This is a genomic window from Hahella sp. NBU794 (assembly GCF_050749805.1).
Lineage (GTDB): Bacteria > Pseudomonadota > Gammaproteobacteria > Pseudomonadales > Oleiphilaceae > Hahella.
Genome location: NZ_CP192738.1, coordinates 4,918,940 through 4,936,137 on the forward strand (window position 1 = coordinate 4,918,940; position 17,198 = coordinate 4,936,137).

Sequence of the window (17,198 nt, forward strand, 5' to 3'; positions counted from 1 at the left end):
GTCCCGACGCCGATCACAGGGGCGCGAACTGAACGTTGTCGCCTTCCGACACCAATATCGCCTCGGCGGTGCTGCGCTTCAGACGCAACAGGTCGCCCATGCCGTCCGTCACATTGGCCAGCGTGGCGCGGAAATCTTCGAACAGGGTGTTGCACATCAGGTATTGCAGGCCGGTCTGGTTGTCCGACAGCTTGACCTGTTTGGTTTTAGTGGATTTCACGGTGGTCAGATTATCCAAATCCGCCTCCAGAGTCGGGCCGCCGTCGAAAATATCGATGTAACGGCCCATGCGGAAGCCTTCCCGATTCAGGAACTGGCAATTGTCCCTGGCCGCCGAATGCGGCTGTGCGATCGCATCCTGAGCGTCTTTGGTCAGCAGGTTCACATAAATCGGATGGGGCGGCATCATTTCCGCGATAAAGGTTTTGCTCTTGATGCCGGAGTAGTAATCCGCCGTCGCAAAGTCCATATCGAAGAAGTGGCGGCCCAGACTGTCCCAAAACGGAGAATCGCCGCTATCGCCCTGCTTGCCCTGAATCTCCACAATAATACGGGACTGGAAGCGCTCACGATGCTGTCCCATAAACAGGAAGCGTGAGCGCGACAGCAGATCGAAATACTCCGTTTTGCGATAACGGGGAGAAATAGTCAGCGAGCACAGCAGCGGAGAGCCGGTGAGCTCATGGGTCATATAAAGGATGGGAACCTTGTTGAACACCCCCAGTTGCTGCGAGGAGTGAATGAGTTCATCCAGCCGGTAGTTATAAAACGGCGCGCCGTTGCCGGCGCAGGCGTCGATGCCTGATGTCCCCAGGATCTCCTTGCTTTCGGTATCCTCAAGCACGAACAGGTAGCGTTCCTTGCCCGCCATGGACTCATCACCGGCGAAGGAGCGACAGGACTGGTCGATTTTCTCGCCCAGTTTGTCGCGGTCCGCAGGCAGGGTGGACACCTGCGCTGCGCTTTCGTTTATTAACTTCTCAATGCCGGGCAGGTCGGCGAAGCGGCTGGGGCGAAAAATCACCATTCTCATTCCCTCCAAATTAATCAGACTGACAGGTTGTACAAGTTAGTTCCCTTTAACTTTCCTTATTGCCCTTGCGCGACGCGGGCTACCGCTCTTTCAAAGCGCGCCAGTCCTTCTTTGATCTCGTCGTCGCCGATGATCAGAGAAGGCGCCAGTCTCAATACATTCGGTCCAGCGATCAACGCCAGTACGCCCTCTTCTAGCGCCGCCGTCATGAACTGCTTGGCTTTGCCCTGCCACTCGTCAGTGAGCGCCGCGCCAATCAACAGGCCCATGCCGCGAACAGCGCTGAATATGCCATATTTCTCATTAATCGCCTTCAGGCCGGCTACCATCAGCTCATGCTTGCGCTCAACGCCTTGCAATACTTCCGGTGTGTTAACGATGTCCATGACCTTGTTCGCTACCGCGCAGCCAAGCGGGTTGCCGCCGTAGGTGCTGCCGTGAGTGCCCACTGCAAGACTCTTCGCTACTTCCGTGGTGGTCAACATAGCGCCGATAGGGAAGCCGCCGCCCATTGCTTTGGCGGTGGTCAGAATGTCCGGCGTCACGCCGTACTTCATGTACGCATACAGCGCTCCGGTGCGGCCAACGCCAGTCTGAACTTCATCAAAAATCAGCAAGGCGTTGTGCTGGTCGCAAAGCTCTCTGGCGCGTTTCAGGTAGGCTTCATCCGCTGGCGTCACACCGCCCTCGCCTTGTACGGGCTCCACCACGAATGCGCAGGTGTTTTCATCAATGGCGGCTTCCAGAGCGGCGATATCATTGAAAGGCACATGCTTGATGCCGCCGGGAACCGGCTCGAAGCCTTCGCGATACTTAGCTTGACCGCCCACGCTGACGGTGAACAGCGTACGACCGTGGAAACTGTTGTTACAGGCCACGATTTCATGTTTATGAGGTCCGTGTTTTTCCCAGCTGTAACGACGCGCCAGCTTGAACGCAGCTTCGTTGGCTTCGCCGCCGGAGTTGGAGAAAAATACGCGATCTGCGAAAGTCATCTCTGTCAGTTTTTTAGCCAGCAGAATCGCCGGCTCGTTCGCCAGGACGTTGCTCAGGTGCCACAGTTTTTGCGCCTGTTCAGTCAACGCCGCCACCAGTTCCGGGTGAGCATGGCCCAAACCGGTTACTGCAATGCCGCCCGCCAGATCGATGTATTCCTTGCCAGCCTGATCCCAGACTCGGGAGCCGATGCCGTGAGTGGGAATAATCGGGCCCGGCGCATAGTTGGGAACCATTACCTGATCAAACATTTCTCTGGTGACTTGGCTAGAGGTCATTCATCTTCTCCATTCGGGTGAGCCGGCCAACGCTCCGCAGCGTCTCCGGCGAAGTTATTTTTTACGGGCCTGTCAGGCCCAATGTCAGTTAGTTTAGGAACAAAAGAAATAGAAGGATTTCGCAAAGGCGACATGAATTTACAGATTTGCGCACCCCGACGCAGGCCGCCATACGTAATTAAGGCAATTTCAATGGGCTATAGCGTATTGATTCGCCAGAGAATAATACTGTCGCGCGACAGTCCCCGTCTCGCTTAGTATAGAAAGGCTTTCTATAAAGGGTGTGAATAACCATGAAAAATACGCTCGCCAAGATCAAGGACGTAAAAAATCGACATAAAGAACGCCGCACGCCTCTGGGACTGGAGTTCGCTATCGCCGACAGCATCAACTTTCTCAATGCGACGGACTGGGACCGCGTCGCCGCCTCCGCATCCGTATTTCTGCAACGGGATTATCTACAGGCGCTGGAACTCAACGCGCCGGACAACGTCTCTCCCCGCTACGGCCTGATATACAAAGATCGCTCTCCAATCGGCGTGGTCAGCTGCCAGATCGCCGATGTGTCCGGCGACCGAATGATGAAAAGCGAAAAGCCCGACAACGCTAAAGCCAAACTGAGTCAAAAATACCAGGAGCGCATTTTGGTCTGCGGCAATCTGGTGTCCTGCGGCCTCCATGGCGTCGCCTTCGCCGAGGGCGTCGATGCGGAGCTGGGATGGCGCGCCCTGGCTGAGCTGCTGTACCGCATCCGTCGGGGAGAAAAACTGGGCGGCTCTATCGACTTTGTCATGCTGAAGGACTTCAACAGCGACATGCTGCCGCAGTCTGACATCCTCAAGCGGTACAGTTACCGATCCATTCAGACTGACCCGGAAATGGTGTTGACGCTGGAGCCGGGAACCCGGACCTTCGAAGATTACCTGCAAAGCCTGACCGGCAAGTACCGCAAGCGCATTACCGCCATCATCAAGAAACTGCAGGACGCTGGCGTGGAAACGCAGCCCCTGGACAGCATCAGCGATGAACAGGATGCCGCGCTGCACGCCCTCTACCTGCAGGTGGAGAACCGCGCCGCCGCCCGTCTGGCGACATTGCCCAAGGGGTATTTCAAAGCGTTGTCGGATTCGCTGGGAGACCGTTTCGCCTGCACCACATTGTCAATGGATGGTCGGATTGTGGGCTTCGTCACTTCGGTTAAAGACCGCGATACATCCATGGCCTACTACGTGGGCATGGATTACGAGATCAATGCCGACCTGCCCCTGTATTTCCGGCTACTGCAGCTTTCTATCGAGCATGGCTGCCAGTTTGGCTGCAGCAAAGTGTCCTTGGGCAGAACCGCGCTGGAGCCCAAGGCCAATCTCGGCGCCAAACCCGTGGATTGCCATCTGTGGATGCGGCATCGCGCCGCGGCGGTCAACTATGTGGTGCGCAAACTGTTTCGCGCCATCCCTCATGCAGAAGCTCCCACTCGCAATGCATTGAAGACCGTCGAGCAGTAACGTCTATTGTTCGCCGGCGGCCATCAAGGCTGACCGGCTCTTTCTTCACTGGGCGTCAGCCCATACAGATTTCGATATGCAGTAGAAAAATGCGCGCCGGAGGAAAAGCCTGTTTTCAAACCAATTTCGGTGATGCTCAAGGCGGAAGAGCAAAGCATGTCCCGCGCCTTTTCCAGACGAATCTGCAAGTAATAACGGGAAGGCACGGAGTCCAGGTAGCGTTTGAATAGACGCTCAAGCTGGCGTCGGGAGATCTCCAGGTGCTTGGCGATATCGTCCGTGGTTAACGGCTCTTCGATATTGTTCTCCATCAACTGCACCGCATCGCAGAGCGCCGGCGCCTCTCTTTTCGCCACGAGGTCGGGACGTTTGCGCCCCGTGGTTTTGGCGCCGCCTAGACGCTCCCGCATGATCGCTTGAGAAGCCATTTCCGCTAACTCGACCCCGTGATGACGCCCAATCATAAACAGCGCCATGTCCAGCGCAGCGGTGCCGCCGCGGCAGGTCCAGATATTGGCGTCAACGGAAAACACATCCTGGGACAGAAAGCAGGCTTGCGCATGCGCTGAAAAAGCGTCGGGAATCTGTAAAGAAGCTTTTTTTCCGCGCAACAGCCCCAGTTCCAGCAGCAAAGCCGCGCCGTTAGCCACGCCTCCCAGCCAGGACAGGCTTTTGCCGTGCGTGGAGAGCCATTCTTTTTCCAGAAGCGGCGTTTTATAGAGACCAACTGAGCCACAGACGACCAGCGCGTCCAGGCCGGCGGCATGAGCCAGAGAACGGTCAACGGACACCGCCACGCCGTCTCCCGACGTCACCACCGGCTCCGCTCCCAGCCGCACCAGCCGATACTTGCGCTCGTCCAGCAGCTCGTTACATACCCGCAACGGCTCCACCAGGCTGGCGTAGGACAGCATGGAAAATCCCGGCAGTAACAGTACGCCCAGTTTGCAGCTCAAAACCGATTCCTCATACCCGACAGCCCGCCGCCGGGCGGAGCTGAGAATTTCTGCTATAAATAAGAGTAATAATAGATTAAGCGGCTGCGACAAAACCATCTAAAGACCGCCACGGCGATGCCGGGATGGCGAGATCGCGTCCAGCGGTTGCGGAGCTTATCTTATTCGTCCGCGAAGTATAACTCCCGCCGCCAGTTGAACTAAATTCAAATACGGAAGCGACATGGCTCACATCTTCAACCGGGTAACCCGGCGCATCACCATTTTCCATCGCGCATTAATGATGAGCGCCGTGTTCGCCATCATTCTTACTTGCGCACTGGTTTACTTGCTGGGGGCGGTGCATGACATGCTGAGCACCATCGAAGGCCAGCGCAGTATGGTGGAACAGCAGAACACCGCTGTCGCCAAGCAGAATCAGCTGGTCAGTCAGCAACAACACCTCAATGCGCTGCTGGCGGAGAGCCAAACCGCCTTCGCCCAGTATTCCGAGTACCTGTATTGGCGCCTGGACTCCGCCACCACCGCCGAAGAGCGCTCCATCAGTCAGGGCGATCAGGCGGAGAAAAACCTGCGCGACACCTTAGATAAAATCGCCGGAACTGATGAGGAAATGGCCGATGTCGCAGATGTCGTACTGATGTATCTGGATGACTTCAACAAATCCATCGCAGAAGCTGTCGACCGCACCCGTAACAATGACTCCCGCCAGCGCGTCAGCGCGATGATCGGCGAAGCCCGCACCGCCAGCATGGCCATGAGCTCCACCTTCAAAATCATACTGGAAGAAGCAGCCAAAGCCGCGGCGGCAGCCAACGAAGGAGTTGGGCAGGCAGCGCAGGAAGTGTCCGTCGCCGCCAACCAGGTATTGGAGGCGAACGATTCTGTCGCCGCCAGCGGCCGCAGCCTGCAGCAGGAAGTGTTGTTTATCCTTGTAGTGTCGGTGACGGTTTCCCTGCTGGTCGGCTTTTTGTTATCCCGCTCCATCACCCAGCCCATTCACCGTCTGCGTCGGGTGATTACGGAGATTGAGGACACCAACGATCTCACCAAACGAGTGGATTACAGCCGCCAGGATGAAATTGGCGCTATCGCCCAGGCGTTTAACGCCATGATGGATAAATTCTCAGTCATAGTGGGCGATCTGGCGAAGACCACGGACGAACTTTCCGCCTCCTCAGAACAAAGCGCTCGCATTAGCGCGCAAACCAAAGAGTCCGCCGAGCAACTGAGTCATGAAACCGATCAGGTGGCGACGGCGTCCAACGAAATGACAGCGACCGTCAAAGGCATCAATGAAAATACGGATAACGCCGCCAATATCGCCCTGGAAGCCCGCAAAGCCTGCGAATCCGGTAAAACCTCGGTGGACGGCGCCACCACACGCATCAATGAGCTGACCCAGGCGATCAATGAAACGTCAGACTCGGTCAGCCAGCTCGCCAAGGAAAGCGAGTCCATTGGCGCCGTACTGGACGTGATTCGCGGCATCGCTGAACAGACCAACCTGCTGGCGTTAAACGCCGCTATAGAAGCCGCCCGCGCAGGGGACCAGGGGCGCGGCTTCGCCGTAGTGGCCGATGAAGTGCGCACGCTCGCGCAACGCACCGGCAACTCTACCGATGAAATACAAAAAATGATCGAACAGCTCCGCGCCGGGGTAAATAAAGCCGTCACCCGAATGGAGCAAAGCTGCAAGCGCGCGGAAAGCACAGTTTCTCAAGCAAGTCAGGCCGCCGAATCCATTGACAAGACGCTCTCCGCGGTCACATCCATGCATGACGCCAACCAGTATGTGGCGCAGGCCACTTATGAGCAGCGCGAAGCCGCGGAGAGCATTGATCGCAGCATCGTAAACATCAGTGAGCTGTCGCAAACTCTGCATACCGCTGCGGAGGAAAACTTCCAGTCCAGCGACAACCTGAAGCAAATGGTGACCCGACTCAGACAGCTAGTCGTGCAGTTCAGGTACTGAACAAGAAGTATGGCGACGCTTGCAGAAAGCCATGTCCTTATGGCGTTCACACACAGCGAGAGCGGTCAATGCGTCGACAGGGGCGAGAGACTAGTGCAGCGTCCCGAGTCTCTCTCTTTTATAGCGCACCCACTCGCCATCTACGCATTTGTAGTAGAACGCCATCATGTATGTGCTAACCGGCATTTGAATGCGAATGATATCTCCGTCAGACGAAACCTGCATAATCAAGCCCTCATATAACAGTGCCAGCGTTCCTGCTTGTGCGGCGACGCCGGGAAGTGTTTAAACATACAGTACTGTAACTATATACAGCATTTTTAATTCTGTCTACACTTTGTTCAACCCTTGTCTTGTTGGCATCCCCTTTCGCTTTGGGTAAGGTACTGACGCCCGCTCGGAACAATCCGGCTTACCGATGGATAAGGTCTCAATACATCATGAAGAAAAAAATACTGACTGGACTGCTGATCACCCTGATCATCGCAGTTCTTTCGTTTTTCGCCCTGGTTCCGCCACTGGTGGATAACGCCAGCAATCAGCTCACGAGTTCACCGCCGCAGCCGGCGACGGATAAAGTCAAAAGCCTGCACCAGTCTCTGTTCATCGCCGACCTGCACTCGGATTCACTGCTATGGGGCCGCAACCTGTCCAAAGGCTATCAGCGGGGTCACATGGACCTGCCGCGGCTGCGGGAGGGGGGCATGGCGTTGCAGGCGTTCTCAGTGGTGACCAAAGTTCCTTTCGGCCTGAACATCCAGAAAAATGCAGGCGATAGCGACATGATATTCTGGCTGGGACTGTCGCAGGCCTGGTCGCCCAGCGCTTTACAGAGCCTTTTGAGTCGCGCCGAGCGTCAGGCCGGAATGCTTCGCGACCTCGCCGACTCGCCCGCCAACAAATTCACACTCATTCTGAACCGCAAGAATCTACAGGATTTCATTGCGCAGCGAAAAACCGACAAGGACGCCCTCGCCGGCTGGCTCACCTTAGAGGGCGCGCAAGCGATGGAAGGCGACCTGAACAATCTGGATGCCCTGTATGCGGCGGGTTTCCGCATGATCGCCCCAACCCATTTTTTCGACACAGAGCTGTCCGGCTCCGCTCATGGGGTCAACAAAGGGGGTCTGACGACCTTAGGAAAACAATGGGTCAAAGCCATGGAAAGCAAGTCCATGATCATTGATCTGGCCCACGCTTCCGCCAAAACCATATCCGACGTGCTCGCCATGGCCAAGCGCCCCGTTATCGTGTCGCACACGGGCGTCAAAGGAACCTGCAACAACAACCGCAACTTGTCCGACGCTCAGTTAAAAGCCATCGCCGCCAACGGCGGTATCATCGGCATCGGCTTCTGGTCGACGGCGGTCTGCGGACGCGATGCGGCGTCCATCGCACGCGCGATCAAATACACGGTCAATCTGATTGGCGTGGAACACGTGGCGATGGGGTCAGATTTCGATGGCGCCGTGGCGACGCCTTTCGACGTCACCCGACTGGATGGCTTAACTGAAGCACTGATGAAAGCGGGGCTGAACGAACGTCAGATTCGCAGGATCATGGGCGAAAATATCCGCGACTTCCTGCTTAAAAACCTGCCGTCCGCCTGATCTTTCCAACCTCAGGGCGCCGCCACCGGCGCCCGTTTAAGGCGATACAACTGCCGGTCGTGAACCCGCCCAAGGGTCACTAAAGCGGTAATAGCGCCCACCAGGGCGTAGCACATGTCTGACTGGGTATCCCACTCGTAGCCCTGGGTGCCCAGGAAGGCGACGGAAGAGTCTCCACTGGCCACCGCCACCCACCATTCAATCAGCTCATAGAAGGCGCTGATCGCCAGGGCGATGCAGACAATAAAGAAGTTCATCCATCCACGCCCTTTCACAACCCGCAGACGTAGCAGAATTTCCCGGGCCACCATCGCAGGAATAAAGCCCTGGGCGAAATGTCCAACCTTATCGTAGTTGTTTCTCCCCCACCCCATGATTTCTCCGATGCGGTCGAACAGGGGCACTTCCGCGTAGGTATAGTGCCCGCCCACCATAAGAATGACCGAGTGGATCAAGATCAGCCAATACAACAGGGGCGTCAGCGGAAATCGCTTGTAGGTGGACGCCAGAATGAAGGCGGCGATCACCGCCGGCGCCACTTCCAGCATCCAGGTAAACCGATCTTTCGGCCATAGCCCCGACCAGACCAGCACGCCCAAGAAGATGAGAATCCAAACTACGCCGGCTCCAACGCCGCCCCGGCCATGCCCCATATGATTGATCCTTAGCAGTTATAAATGCGGATCAACAACATAACGCATTCTGCGGCGGGATTCGATCCCCAGGGGGATTATCCCGCCTCCCTGACTTCCGACGCCGGTTGCGCAGGTTGCGGCCCCTGCTTCAGCAGACGCCCCAGCTTGTAGCCTTCTTTGCCCAACATGGCGAAGCTGGTCATGACGCCTCCCATCAAGGCGCCGCCTACTCCAGCGGTGACTATATCCGCACCGGTCAGATAGAAGTTTTTGATGGGGGTTACCGGGTGCAGCCAGTCCTGCTGGAAGCGTTCAACGGTATGATCCACCCCGTAAATTTCTCCCCCCATGTTCATCTGGAACCACTGCGTCGACAGCGGCGTGGATAGCTCGTAAAAGTCCAGCGCCGACTCCAACTGCGGCAGGCGCTTATACAGTTCATCGAGCATCCGATGAGAAAACTGCTCCTTCAGCTCGAGATAGTCTTCACCGCGCTTGTTCCACTGCGATCCCGCCCATTTATCAAACCATTGGTTGTTGACGGGCACGATGATCTCCACGGTGGAACGGTCTGGGTAGCGCGCATTCCAGGTGGGGTCTTTCGCTGAAGGAAAGGACACATAGGTGACAGGAAAAGGCGCGGATGGATCGTCCATAAAGCGGGCGACGTTACCATCATGGTCATCAGAGGGATAAATCCAGAAGTTGCTCCGCGGCATGCCTAAACTTTCCGGGGAACCGCGAAATCCTGCATAGAGACACAGGTGAGACGCGGATAGCGCCAGTCCCTCCAACTTTTTCAGCAAGTCGCCTTTCGCCGCTGCGGACTCTGGCAACAGGTGCTTGATCGTGGGAATGACGCCCGCGTCGCTGACCACGGCGTCCGCCTGCAGCTCATCGCCATTGCTCAAGCGCACGCCGTAAGCGCGATTAGAGCGCACCAGGACTTCCGCCACTTGCGCGTAGGTGAACACCTCACCGCCGCTACGGCGAATCACCGGAATAATTTCTTCAGCAATGCGCCAGGAACCGCCCACAGGATAATTGCCCCCCGTGATGTAGTGCTTCGCAACCATGGCGTGCATCATAAAAGACGACGTCGTGGGCGGCAGGCCGTAATCGCCCCACTGCGCCGTCAATACGGAGATCAGACGCTGATTTTGCGTCAGGCCTTCCAGTACTTCACGGGTGGTCTTGAAAAAGTAATCCGGCAGCAGAAAACGGCGGGCCTTGTGATAAGCCCAGGCGGCGATTTTGGGTAACGCCTGTCCGGCGAAAAATTTGGGGATGCGTCGACTTACCGAATACAGCAAATCGACATAGCGGCGGATGGCGTCTTCCTCGCCGGGAAAACGTCGCGCCATTTCGTTGATGAAAGGTTCTTTGCCGGCGATGAAATCGTAATTGTCTTCGCCAATGAAAATACGATCGTAGCAGGGATCCATCTCCGCCCACTCAATCTTGCCGTCGCTGATCAGATCGAACACTCTACGGATCATCGACCAGGGTTTATGCACCTCGCCGATATAGTGCACCCCGACATCCCATTCATAGCCGTTGCGTTCGTAGCTATGGGTATAACCGCCCGCGGTGTAGTGCTGTTCCAGCACACAGACTTTCTTGCCGATCAGGGACAACAACGCGGCGTTGCATAATCCGCCAACGCCCGATCCGATGATGATCACGTCATAGTGATCGTCCGCTCGATTCTTACGGTAACGCTTTCCCGTTCTGACCATATTCTCCAGCCTCCTTCCTGATTATTGTTTTAATACGACGTCGCCAGTCCAATGCATCATACTGCTCCCACCCGAAAGTGTGAACTGTCAACATTGCTTTTTTAGGCCTACGCCGCATTTACAAAACCGATCGCCAGTTGCTAGGGTCTGTTGTAATTTTACCCCGTTTCAATGTCGGAGACGCCTATGTGCGAGATATACGCCAACACCGATCCACAATTATATGAAGCGCATTCGAAGTCGGTGCGTCTGCGTGGGTTTGTCACCAGCGTGCGACTAGAGCAGCGTTTTTGGACGCTATTGGAGGAAATCGCAGATTCTGAGGGCATGTCGACCTCTCAGTTCATGGCGAAGCTGTATGACGAAGTCGTAGAGAAGAGAGGCGAAGTCGGTAACTTCGCCTCTTTATTGCGCGTGGTTTGCGCGACCTATCTGGAAAGGAAGTACAGCGCGGGGCTTATAGCAGTTTGACGAACTGCGCCAGCCATGCCGGATGAGCAGGCCACGCTGGCGCTGTAACGAACTGGCCGTCCGTCACGGATTGATCCACCGCGATGTCAGCATAGTGCGCCCCCGCCAGCTGCACTTCCGGCGCGCAGGCCGGATATGCGGAAATCTTTTTCCCTTCGATAACCTTGGCCGCCGCCAGAATCTGCGCGCCGTGACAAATCGCCGCAATGGGCTTGCCTTGCTGGGTGAATTCCTGCACCAGACTGATCACTCTCTCTTTCCGGCGCAGATACTCGGGAGCGCGCCCGCCCGGCAGCAACAGTGCATCAAACTGCTCGGAGCGCACGTCCGCGAAAGTGGCGTTGAGGGTAAAGTTATGCCCAGGTTTCTCCGTATAAGTTTGATGCCCTTCAAAGTCGTGAATCGCCGTGGCGACGCTGTCGCCCTGCTTCTTGTCCGGACACACCGCCGCCACTTCGTAGCCCATCGCCTGCAGCGCCTGGAACGGCACCATCAGCTCGTAATCTTCAGCAAAGTCGCCAGTAATGATCAGTATTTTTTTAGTCATACCTTTGTCTCCTTGTCGTCTATGGTTGCGGACATCGCTCGCCAGTCAAAACACCCGCCCGTCTGGCCGGAAGTCATTCAGCAGACTACCAGTCTAGGCTCCTTTTTCCCGCATTGGGTAGTAGTGGGTTACTACAGAGCCCATCAGCGTCAAAAAGCATGTTGGTAAACAAAAAAAGGAAATAGAAAAAGACAGAGAGAAAAGGCGGCGCTCTATGCAAGAACGCCGCTTTTGACAGGATTATTCGAGATGATCGGACTTATTCGCGGAACGACGCTCCGCCAGCCACTCCTGGTAAGTCTGCGCGGCTTCATCTCCGGGCATGCTGTCGATGATTTCGAAGTAGTCTTCGTTAAATTCATCCAACATGACTTCCGAACGAGGCTTGCAGCGCACGGCGTATACCGTCTGCACGTTCTGATGGTCGAACTCGCGCCAGTACTGTTCGTCTTTCAACAGCGTGTAGCGATGCCCTTCCAACTCTTTGATGACAGACGCGGTTCTGAATGTGCCGGCGCGCTCCACCGCTTCTTTGTATTGCCACAGAATGCTGTAGGCGGAGGCGGCGGATGAGGAAGGCCTCAAGCCGTACAGCTCAGAGAATCTCTCGACGAACTCTTTCCCCTTGGGATGGTTGAAAATGTAGGGCACCTCCCAGGTCCAGGGCGCCGCGCCGACGACGCCTTCCATAATCGCTGGCCCCGCCGACTTCGCCATGCCCAGCGTCAGGTTCGGCACGACGATTTTCATCTTGTCCTTCATGCCCATAGACGTGGCCAGCTCCAGGGCGCGCACCATATCGTCGCCGAACAATACCAGCACCAGTATCTTGGCGTCGCTGGCCTGCGCCTGATTCAAAGCGTCGACGAAATCTTTCTGCAAAGCTGTGGGGAATGGCGTCAGCACGCCAGGATGACTCTCTTTATCCTGAGTGTTGCTGAAGATCCGAATCGACCGCTCTGTGCTCCACCCCCAGGTGTAGTCGGCGGTAATAAAGAAGTATTTCTGACCGGCGTAATTGGTTTTCAGGTACTTGGACAGCACCTTCGCCCCCATCCAGGCGTTATAGCTCTCCCGGAACATGTGGGTGTGCCCTTCTGTGCCGGTGGTTTCATTGGAGTAGGTGAGCGTACCGAAATAGATGCGGTCCCTTGATTTGGCGGCCTTACCGCCAGAGATCGCCACCGCGCTGGATGATCCGCCGAATATGGCGACAACGCCATCTTCGTCCACCAGTTGCTCAACGTTTCGCACAGAGCGATCAGGTTTGGAGCCGGTATTTTTAATCACCAGTTCCACCGGCCGACCAAGAATGCCGCCGGCGGCGTTTATCTCATCCACAGCCATAAAAGCCGCCCTGCGTTGGGCCAGACCTTGTTCCTGGTATCGTCCAGTCTGGGGATAGTTGAGACCAATTTTAACGGATGGAGCAGCGAGTAATTCACCACTAACTAACAGGCAAAGCAGCGCAATGCTCTTCCAGATATAGCGCATACAGAGAACCCTCAATTTTTTTTGTAAGCAAATCGGGTTGATAGAGGTTTTGTGATTACCGGCTTCAAACATTCCCTGAAACCGGCGTGCTGACTACAGTAGTTGTAACCAGGAGCGGGGTAAAGTAGCGTAATAAAAATGACGACCTTATTAGCCTTTAGTCTAATATGAAAATGCAGAAACAAATCAAAACACACCTCCATCGCCCGATAGCGCTATACTCGCGCCGGGTCGCCTCGGATGGACGCCGACACACGTCGGTTGACGGATTTTCACGCAATTTCCATTAGGCTTTTAAACTCGCGGCCTGACGACGGACGCAATAACGCCCGTTATCAGCGCCCTGTTTAACGGGCTAAATAAGCAACAAACCATGGACAAGTCGGAACCCTGGATGCCGATGAATACGACAAGATGGCGCTTTTTTCTCGGACTTGTGATGTGCGCCACATTTTCAACTTCTACCGCCGCGATCAAACTGACCGTCGGAGAGTGGCCGCCCTACGCGTCGGAAAGCCTGCCCTACAAAGGGTTGCTACCCAAACTGGTGACCGAAGCCTTCGCTCTTGAAGGCATTGAAGTCGAATATGACTTCATGCCCTGGGCCCGGGCCTACGAGTTCGCCCGCAAGCCCGGCTGGGACGGCGCCGTCGGCTGGGTCGACAATGCGCAACGACGGCGCAATTTCTGGTTCAGCGATCGCATCATTTACAGCAGCAGCGCGTTATTTCACCTGAAAGATCAGGATTTCACCTGGAACGAGCTGAAAGACCTTGCGCCCTACCGGGTTGGAGTCAGCGTCGGCTACAGTTACGGCGAAGCGTTCGATAACGCCATCGCCAACCAGAATCTGCAGGTCATCCCCGCCGTGAATGACCGGCAAAACCTGGTCAAACTGCTGCGACGTGAAATCGATTTGTTTCCCCTGGACGCCAAAGTAGGGGAATATCTGCTGCAACATGAACTGCCGGAATATCAGCGCCTGTTCACCTATGACGAGAAGCCCCTGATTCAGGACGGTTTATCGGTAATGTTCCCCAAAAATGGCCCTAACAGTCGCAGCTACGTCGCGATCTTCAATCAGGGTCTGAAACGCCTCAAGCGCAATGGCGATTACTCGCGCATTCTTAACAACATTGACGTCATCAACGGCATCTCGCAGCTCAGTTTTTACAGCGAGGACTACGCTCCTTTCAATTACCGCGAAAATGGCGTGGCCAAAGGCATCGCCCTGGACCTTTTCGATGCCATCATGGAAACCATTGGCGCAGACAAAAGCCGCAGCGACGTGCATTTCATGAACTGGCCGGAAGCCTACAAAGCCGCAACCAGTCAGAACCGCAGCGCGTTGTTCACCATGACGCGCACGCCGCAGAGAGAGGACAAATTCAAATGGGTCGGCCCCATCTACCGCTCCAAAGTCGTATTGATGGGGAAACGCCATGACGTTGAGGACGAAGAATCAGAGCCGATCCACCTGAAAGAACTCGGCCATAAGCGCATCTGCGTCATTCAGGATGACGTTGGCCATCAACTGATGGTCAGCGCCGGCGTCAAAGAGCGAAACCTGACCGCCACCACGCACCCGCTCACCTGCGGACAAATGCTGAACAACGGCGAAGTCGATTATTGGGCGTACGGCTCGCAGACCGCCAATTGGTATCTGCAACAATTAGGACTGGACGCCCGCGACTATCAAGAGGTGATGACGGTCACCGAGTCTTCTGAATATTTCGCTTTCAACCTGGACGTGGACGACCACATCATTGAATCATTTCAGAAAGCGTTGGATTACCTGAAGCTCAGCGGTCAGATGCATGACATTCTGCAGCGCTATGTTCCCAATTAAACGCCGCACATAGCGGATGAAAAAGCGAACGGACGGCAGTCGGGTCTACCGCCCATTCGAGGAAGAAAACAAGTTCCCGACTTACACTTTGAAGCGCGCCACCTGCTGACGCAGATGCTCGCCCAACTCCGCCAATTGCGTACTGGTATTGGCGGTTTCCTGAGTTCCTCGCGCAGTCTGCTCCGCCGCATCGGCGATGGAGGTGATGCTGCGGCTGATATCTTCGGTCACCGCAGTCTGTTCCTCGGAAGCAGCGGCGATCTGGGTATTCATGCTGCTGATAGTGGTGATGGCGGAAACAATCGCATTCAGTGACGAGCCCGCCGACTGCGCCTTATCCACCGCCGCCTGCCCGTTGTTACGACTTTGCTCCATACTGCCCACGGCTTTATTGGAGCCATCCTGCAAGCGACTGATCATAGCCTGAATCTCTTCCGTACTTTCCTGGGTTTTGCTGGCCAGCGCCCGTACTTCATCGGCCACGACGGCGAATCCGCGTCCCGCTTCCCCTGCTCGCGCCGCTTCAATAGCTGCGTTCAACGCCAGCAAGTTGGTTTGCTCGGCAATGCCGCGAATAACGGAAAGCACTGACACAATCGAGTTCACATCCCCTTCCAGAGCGTTGATGACTTCCGATGCGCTGCCGATTTGAGTGGAAAGTTGCTCGATAGACTTGATGGCGTCGTCCACAATGCGCTTAACATTGGCGCTTTCGTCGTCCGCCTCTTGCGCCGCCTCCGCCGCCTGTTGCGCATTCTGGGCGATTTCCCGCGCAGCGGCGGACATTTCATTCACCGCCGTCGCCACCATTTCGGTTTCCTGCTGCTGTGAGGCCACCGCCTCGCTGGTTTCCGCCGCAAAGCCTTTCATCTCCCGGACAGCGGCGGACATGCTCTCAATAGAGTTTTTGATATCGCCAACCAAGTTCTGCACTTTGGCCACAAAAGCGTTGAAGTTGGTAGCCAAACGGGTGAATTCGTCTTTGCCGGACACATCCAGACGCTGCGTCAGATCGCCCTCGCCTTCCGCGATATTCTCCATGGCGTCGCCCAGTCGAATCACCGGGCGCATCAAGGTATTCAGCAACAATGTCATCAGAACACAGACCACCAGCACCCCAATAACCGCATAAACAATGGCGGAGTTACGGAAGTCCGCCAGTGAGGCGAACGCTTTCTCTTTGTCTATCACCACCCCCAGTCGCCAGGACACCGAGGCGATGCCGGAAATGGGGAAAAAGCTGACCAGTACGGACTGCTTATCACTCGTAGTCTCTTGCAAGTCACTGGCGTTAAGCTTGGGTGTTTCCTTGGGGAATAAGTCTGTGACATTTTTGTCGACCATCTTCACATCGGGATGCACCAGAACTTTCCCTTTATCCGTCACTAAAAAGGCGTATCCCAAACCAAAGAAGTCCACGGAGTTGACCATCTTCGTGACCACATCCAAATTAAGATCCGCCCCCGCAACACCTGAACTGGAACCTGAAAACGGCGCCGCCGCAGTGATCAACAGTTCTTTCGTCAACACATCCCGGTATGGCTCTGAAAAAGTCGGCGAGCCTTTTTGCTGTGCAGTGGTGTACCAGGGGCGTTTACGAGGGTCGTAATCTGAGGGGAAGGATTCGTTGGCGTCGTTGTATATAAATGTCCCATTCGACAAGCCTGCGTACATACCCGCCACTTCTTCGGAGACCGACCCGACCTGAGCGTATGCCCTGATGGTCTCCACATCCGTGGTTTGCGCCGCCTTCAAGGCCACGCCGCGCACCAAATCCAACTTCCCATTCAGCCAGCTGGCGATGCTGCCGGATACGGCTCCGGACAACTCCTGCATGCCGCCTTCCAGGTCTTTCTTGGTTTGGTCGGCCAAAAAGTAATAGTTGTTGGCCGCAAATGCGACAATCGATAGCAGCAGGATTCCGCCGCTCAAAATGATAATCTTATGCCGGAACTGCATAGCTAAATTCATGCGTCAGAACTCCAAAATAAATCCCGTGGAAGAAGCCCCCTGAGCCATGCTCGGCCGGAGCCGATAAAGCGCTTTGCGAACAATGACGTAAGCGAAATCGGAGCAAGCTTTATTCTTTAGCTTAGACGGATTTTGAAAT

Annotated in this window: 14 protein-coding genes; 5 read left to right on the forward strand and 9 right to left on the reverse strand. The window is 55.6% G+C overall.

The window, feature by feature from the left end:
* Nucleotides 1–13: 13 nt before the first annotated feature.
* Nucleotides 14–1,027 carry an arginine/ornithine succinyltransferase subunit alpha gene (aruF, locus tag ACQYWX_RS21460; protein WP_216738267.1) on the reverse strand — a complete coding sequence of 338 codons (1,014 nt, stop codon included), beginning with the start codon at nucleotides 1,025–1,027 and terminating at the stop codon, nucleotides 14–16.
* Nucleotides 1,028–1,089: 62 nt separating this feature from the next.
* A complete protein-coding gene (locus tag ACQYWX_RS21465; protein WP_216738266.1) occupies nucleotides 1,090–2,307 on the reverse strand; it encodes an aspartate aminotransferase family protein in 1,218 nt (405 codons plus the stop codon).
* Between the two features lie 293 nt (nucleotides 2,308–2,600).
* Here ACQYWX_RS21465 and ACQYWX_RS21470 point away from each other — a divergent pair, with 293 nt between their 5' ends.
* The gene (locus tag ACQYWX_RS21470; RefSeq protein ID WP_431686294.1) at nucleotides 2,601–3,812 is read left to right on the forward strand and encodes a GNAT family N-acetyltransferase; all 1,212 of its coding nucleotides are present in this window, start codon (nucleotides 2,601–2,603) and stop codon (nucleotides 3,810–3,812) included.
* Between the two features lie 23 nt (nucleotides 3,813–3,835).
* On the opposite strand, the gene ACQYWX_RS21475 is transcribed toward ACQYWX_RS21470, so the two are convergent.
* Nucleotides 3,836–4,768, reverse strand: a complete 933-nt coding sequence (locus tag ACQYWX_RS21475) for a GlxA family transcriptional regulator (RefSeq protein ID WP_431686295.1) — start codon at nucleotides 4,766–4,768, stop codon at nucleotides 3,836–3,838.
* Between the two features lie 223 nt (nucleotides 4,769–4,991).
* Between ACQYWX_RS21475 and ACQYWX_RS21480 the strand changes: the two genes are divergently transcribed.
* Complete coding sequence (locus ACQYWX_RS21480; RefSeq protein WP_431686296.1) at nucleotides 4,992–6,743, forward strand: methyl-accepting chemotaxis protein; 1,752 nt, start codon at nucleotides 4,992–4,994, stop codon at nucleotides 6,741–6,743.
* Between the two features lie 90 nt (nucleotides 6,744–6,833).
* On the opposite strand, the gene ACQYWX_RS21485 is transcribed toward ACQYWX_RS21480, so the two are convergent.
* A complete protein-coding gene (locus ACQYWX_RS21485) occupies nucleotides 6,834–6,968 on the reverse strand; it encodes a hypothetical protein (RefSeq protein WP_255509291.1) in 135 nt (44 codons plus the stop codon).
* 215 nt (nucleotides 6,969–7,183) lie between these two features.
* Here ACQYWX_RS21485 and ACQYWX_RS21490 point away from each other — a divergent pair, with 215 nt between their 5' ends.
* On the forward strand, nucleotides 7,184–8,353 hold the full coding sequence (locus ACQYWX_RS21490; protein ID WP_431686297.1) for a dipeptidase: 1,170 nt from the start codon (nucleotides 7,184–7,186) through the stop codon (nucleotides 8,351–8,353).
* 11 nt (nucleotides 8,354–8,364) lie between these two features.
* Here the strand turns inward: ACQYWX_RS21490 and ACQYWX_RS21495 are convergent, their stop codons facing one another.
* A complete protein-coding gene (locus tag ACQYWX_RS21495) occupies nucleotides 8,365–9,006 on the reverse strand; it encodes a DUF2238 domain-containing protein (protein ID WP_127972581.1) in 642 nt (213 codons plus the stop codon).
* Nucleotides 9,007–9,083: 77 nt separating this feature from the next.
* Nucleotides 9,084–10,727: a phytoene desaturase family protein gene (locus ACQYWX_RS21500; protein WP_431686298.1), complete on the reverse strand. Its 1,644-nt coding sequence runs from the start codon at nucleotides 10,725–10,727 to the stop codon at nucleotides 9,084–9,086.
* Nucleotides 10,728–10,913: 186 nt separating this feature from the next.
* Between ACQYWX_RS21500 and ACQYWX_RS21505 the strand changes: the two genes are divergently transcribed.
* The gene (locus ACQYWX_RS21505) at nucleotides 10,914–11,198 is read left to right on the forward strand and encodes a ribbon-helix-helix domain-containing protein (protein WP_431686299.1); all 285 of its coding nucleotides are present in this window, start codon (nucleotides 10,914–10,916) and stop codon (nucleotides 11,196–11,198) included.
* Here the strand turns inward: ACQYWX_RS21505 and ACQYWX_RS21510 are convergent.
* Together ACQYWX_RS21510 and ACQYWX_RS21515 are read right to left on the reverse strand one after the other, a co-directional pair.
* The gene (locus ACQYWX_RS21510) at nucleotides 11,185–11,745 is read right to left on the reverse strand and encodes a DJ-1/PfpI family protein (protein ID WP_431686300.1); all 561 of its coding nucleotides are present in this window, start codon (nucleotides 11,743–11,745) and stop codon (nucleotides 11,185–11,187) included. The genes ACQYWX_RS21505 and ACQYWX_RS21510 overlap by 14 nt on opposite strands.
* Before the next feature lie 240 nt (nucleotides 11,746–11,985).
* Complete coding sequence (locus tag ACQYWX_RS21515; RefSeq protein WP_431686301.1) at nucleotides 11,986–13,239, reverse strand: ABC transporter substrate-binding protein; 1,254 nt, start codon at nucleotides 13,237–13,239, stop codon at nucleotides 11,986–11,988.
* Nucleotides 13,240–13,612: 373 nt separating this feature from the next.
* Here ACQYWX_RS21515 and ACQYWX_RS21520 point away from each other — a divergent pair, with 373 nt between their 5' ends.
* Entirely contained in the window at nucleotides 13,613–15,088 is a 1,476-nt protein-coding gene (locus ACQYWX_RS21520; RefSeq protein WP_431686302.1) for a substrate-binding periplasmic protein, read from the forward strand.
* Between the two features lie 81 nt (nucleotides 15,089–15,169).
* Here ACQYWX_RS21520 and ACQYWX_RS21525 read toward each other — a convergent pair whose 3' ends face one another.
* The gene (locus ACQYWX_RS21525) at nucleotides 15,170–17,059 is read right to left on the reverse strand and encodes a methyl-accepting chemotaxis protein (protein WP_431686303.1); all 1,890 of its coding nucleotides are present in this window, start codon (nucleotides 17,057–17,059) and stop codon (nucleotides 15,170–15,172) included.
* Nucleotides 17,060–17,198: the final 139 nt, after the last annotated feature.

Bases quoted from the DNA above. Each gene is read 5' to 3' on its own strand.
- ACQYWX_RS21490 (WP_431686297.1), top strand. From the start codon at position 7,184: ATGAAGAAAAAAATACTGACTGGACTGCTGATCACCCTGATCATCGCA.
- ACQYWX_RS21495 (WP_127972581.1), bottom strand. From the start codon at position 9,006: ATGGGGCATGGCCGGGGCGGCGTTGGAGCCGGCGTAGTTTGGATTCTC.
- ACQYWX_RS21480 (WP_431686296.1), top strand. From the start codon at position 4,992: ATGGCTCACATCTTCAACCGGGTAACCCGGCGCATCACCATTTTCCAT.
- ACQYWX_RS21485 (WP_255509291.1), bottom strand. From the start codon at position 6,968: ATGCAGGTTTCGTCTGACGGAGATATCATTCGCATTCAAATGCCGGTT.
- ACQYWX_RS21500 (WP_431686298.1), bottom strand. From the start codon at position 10,727: ATGGTCAGAACGGGAAAGCGTTACCGTAAGAATCGAGCGGACGATCAC.
- ACQYWX_RS21465 (WP_216738266.1), bottom strand. From the start codon at position 2,307: ATGACCTCTAGCCAAGTCACCAGAGAAATGTTTGATCAGGTAATGGTT.
- aruF (WP_216738267.1), bottom strand. From the start codon at position 1,027: ATGGTGATTTTTCGCCCCAGCCGCTTCGCCGACCTGCCCGGCATTGAG.
- ACQYWX_RS21470 (WP_431686294.1), top strand. From the start codon at position 2,601: ATGAAAAATACGCTCGCCAAGATCAAGGACGTAAAAAATCGACATAAA.
- ACQYWX_RS21515 (WP_431686301.1), bottom strand. From the start codon at position 13,239: ATGCGCTATATCTGGAAGAGCATTGCGCTGCTTTGCCTGTTAGTTAGT.
- ACQYWX_RS21520 (WP_431686302.1), top strand. From the start codon at position 13,613: ATGGACAAGTCGGAACCCTGGATGCCGATGAATACGACAAGATGGCGC.
- ACQYWX_RS21525 (WP_431686303.1), bottom strand. From the start codon at position 17,059: ATGAATTTAGCTATGCAGTTCCGGCATAAGATTATCATTTTGAGCGGC.
- ACQYWX_RS21505 (WP_431686299.1), top strand. From the start codon at position 10,914: ATGTGCGAGATATACGCCAACACCGATCCACAATTATATGAAGCGCAT.
- ACQYWX_RS21510 (WP_431686300.1), bottom strand. From the start codon at position 11,745: ATGACTAAAAAAATACTGATCATTACTGGCGACTTTGCTGAAGATTAC.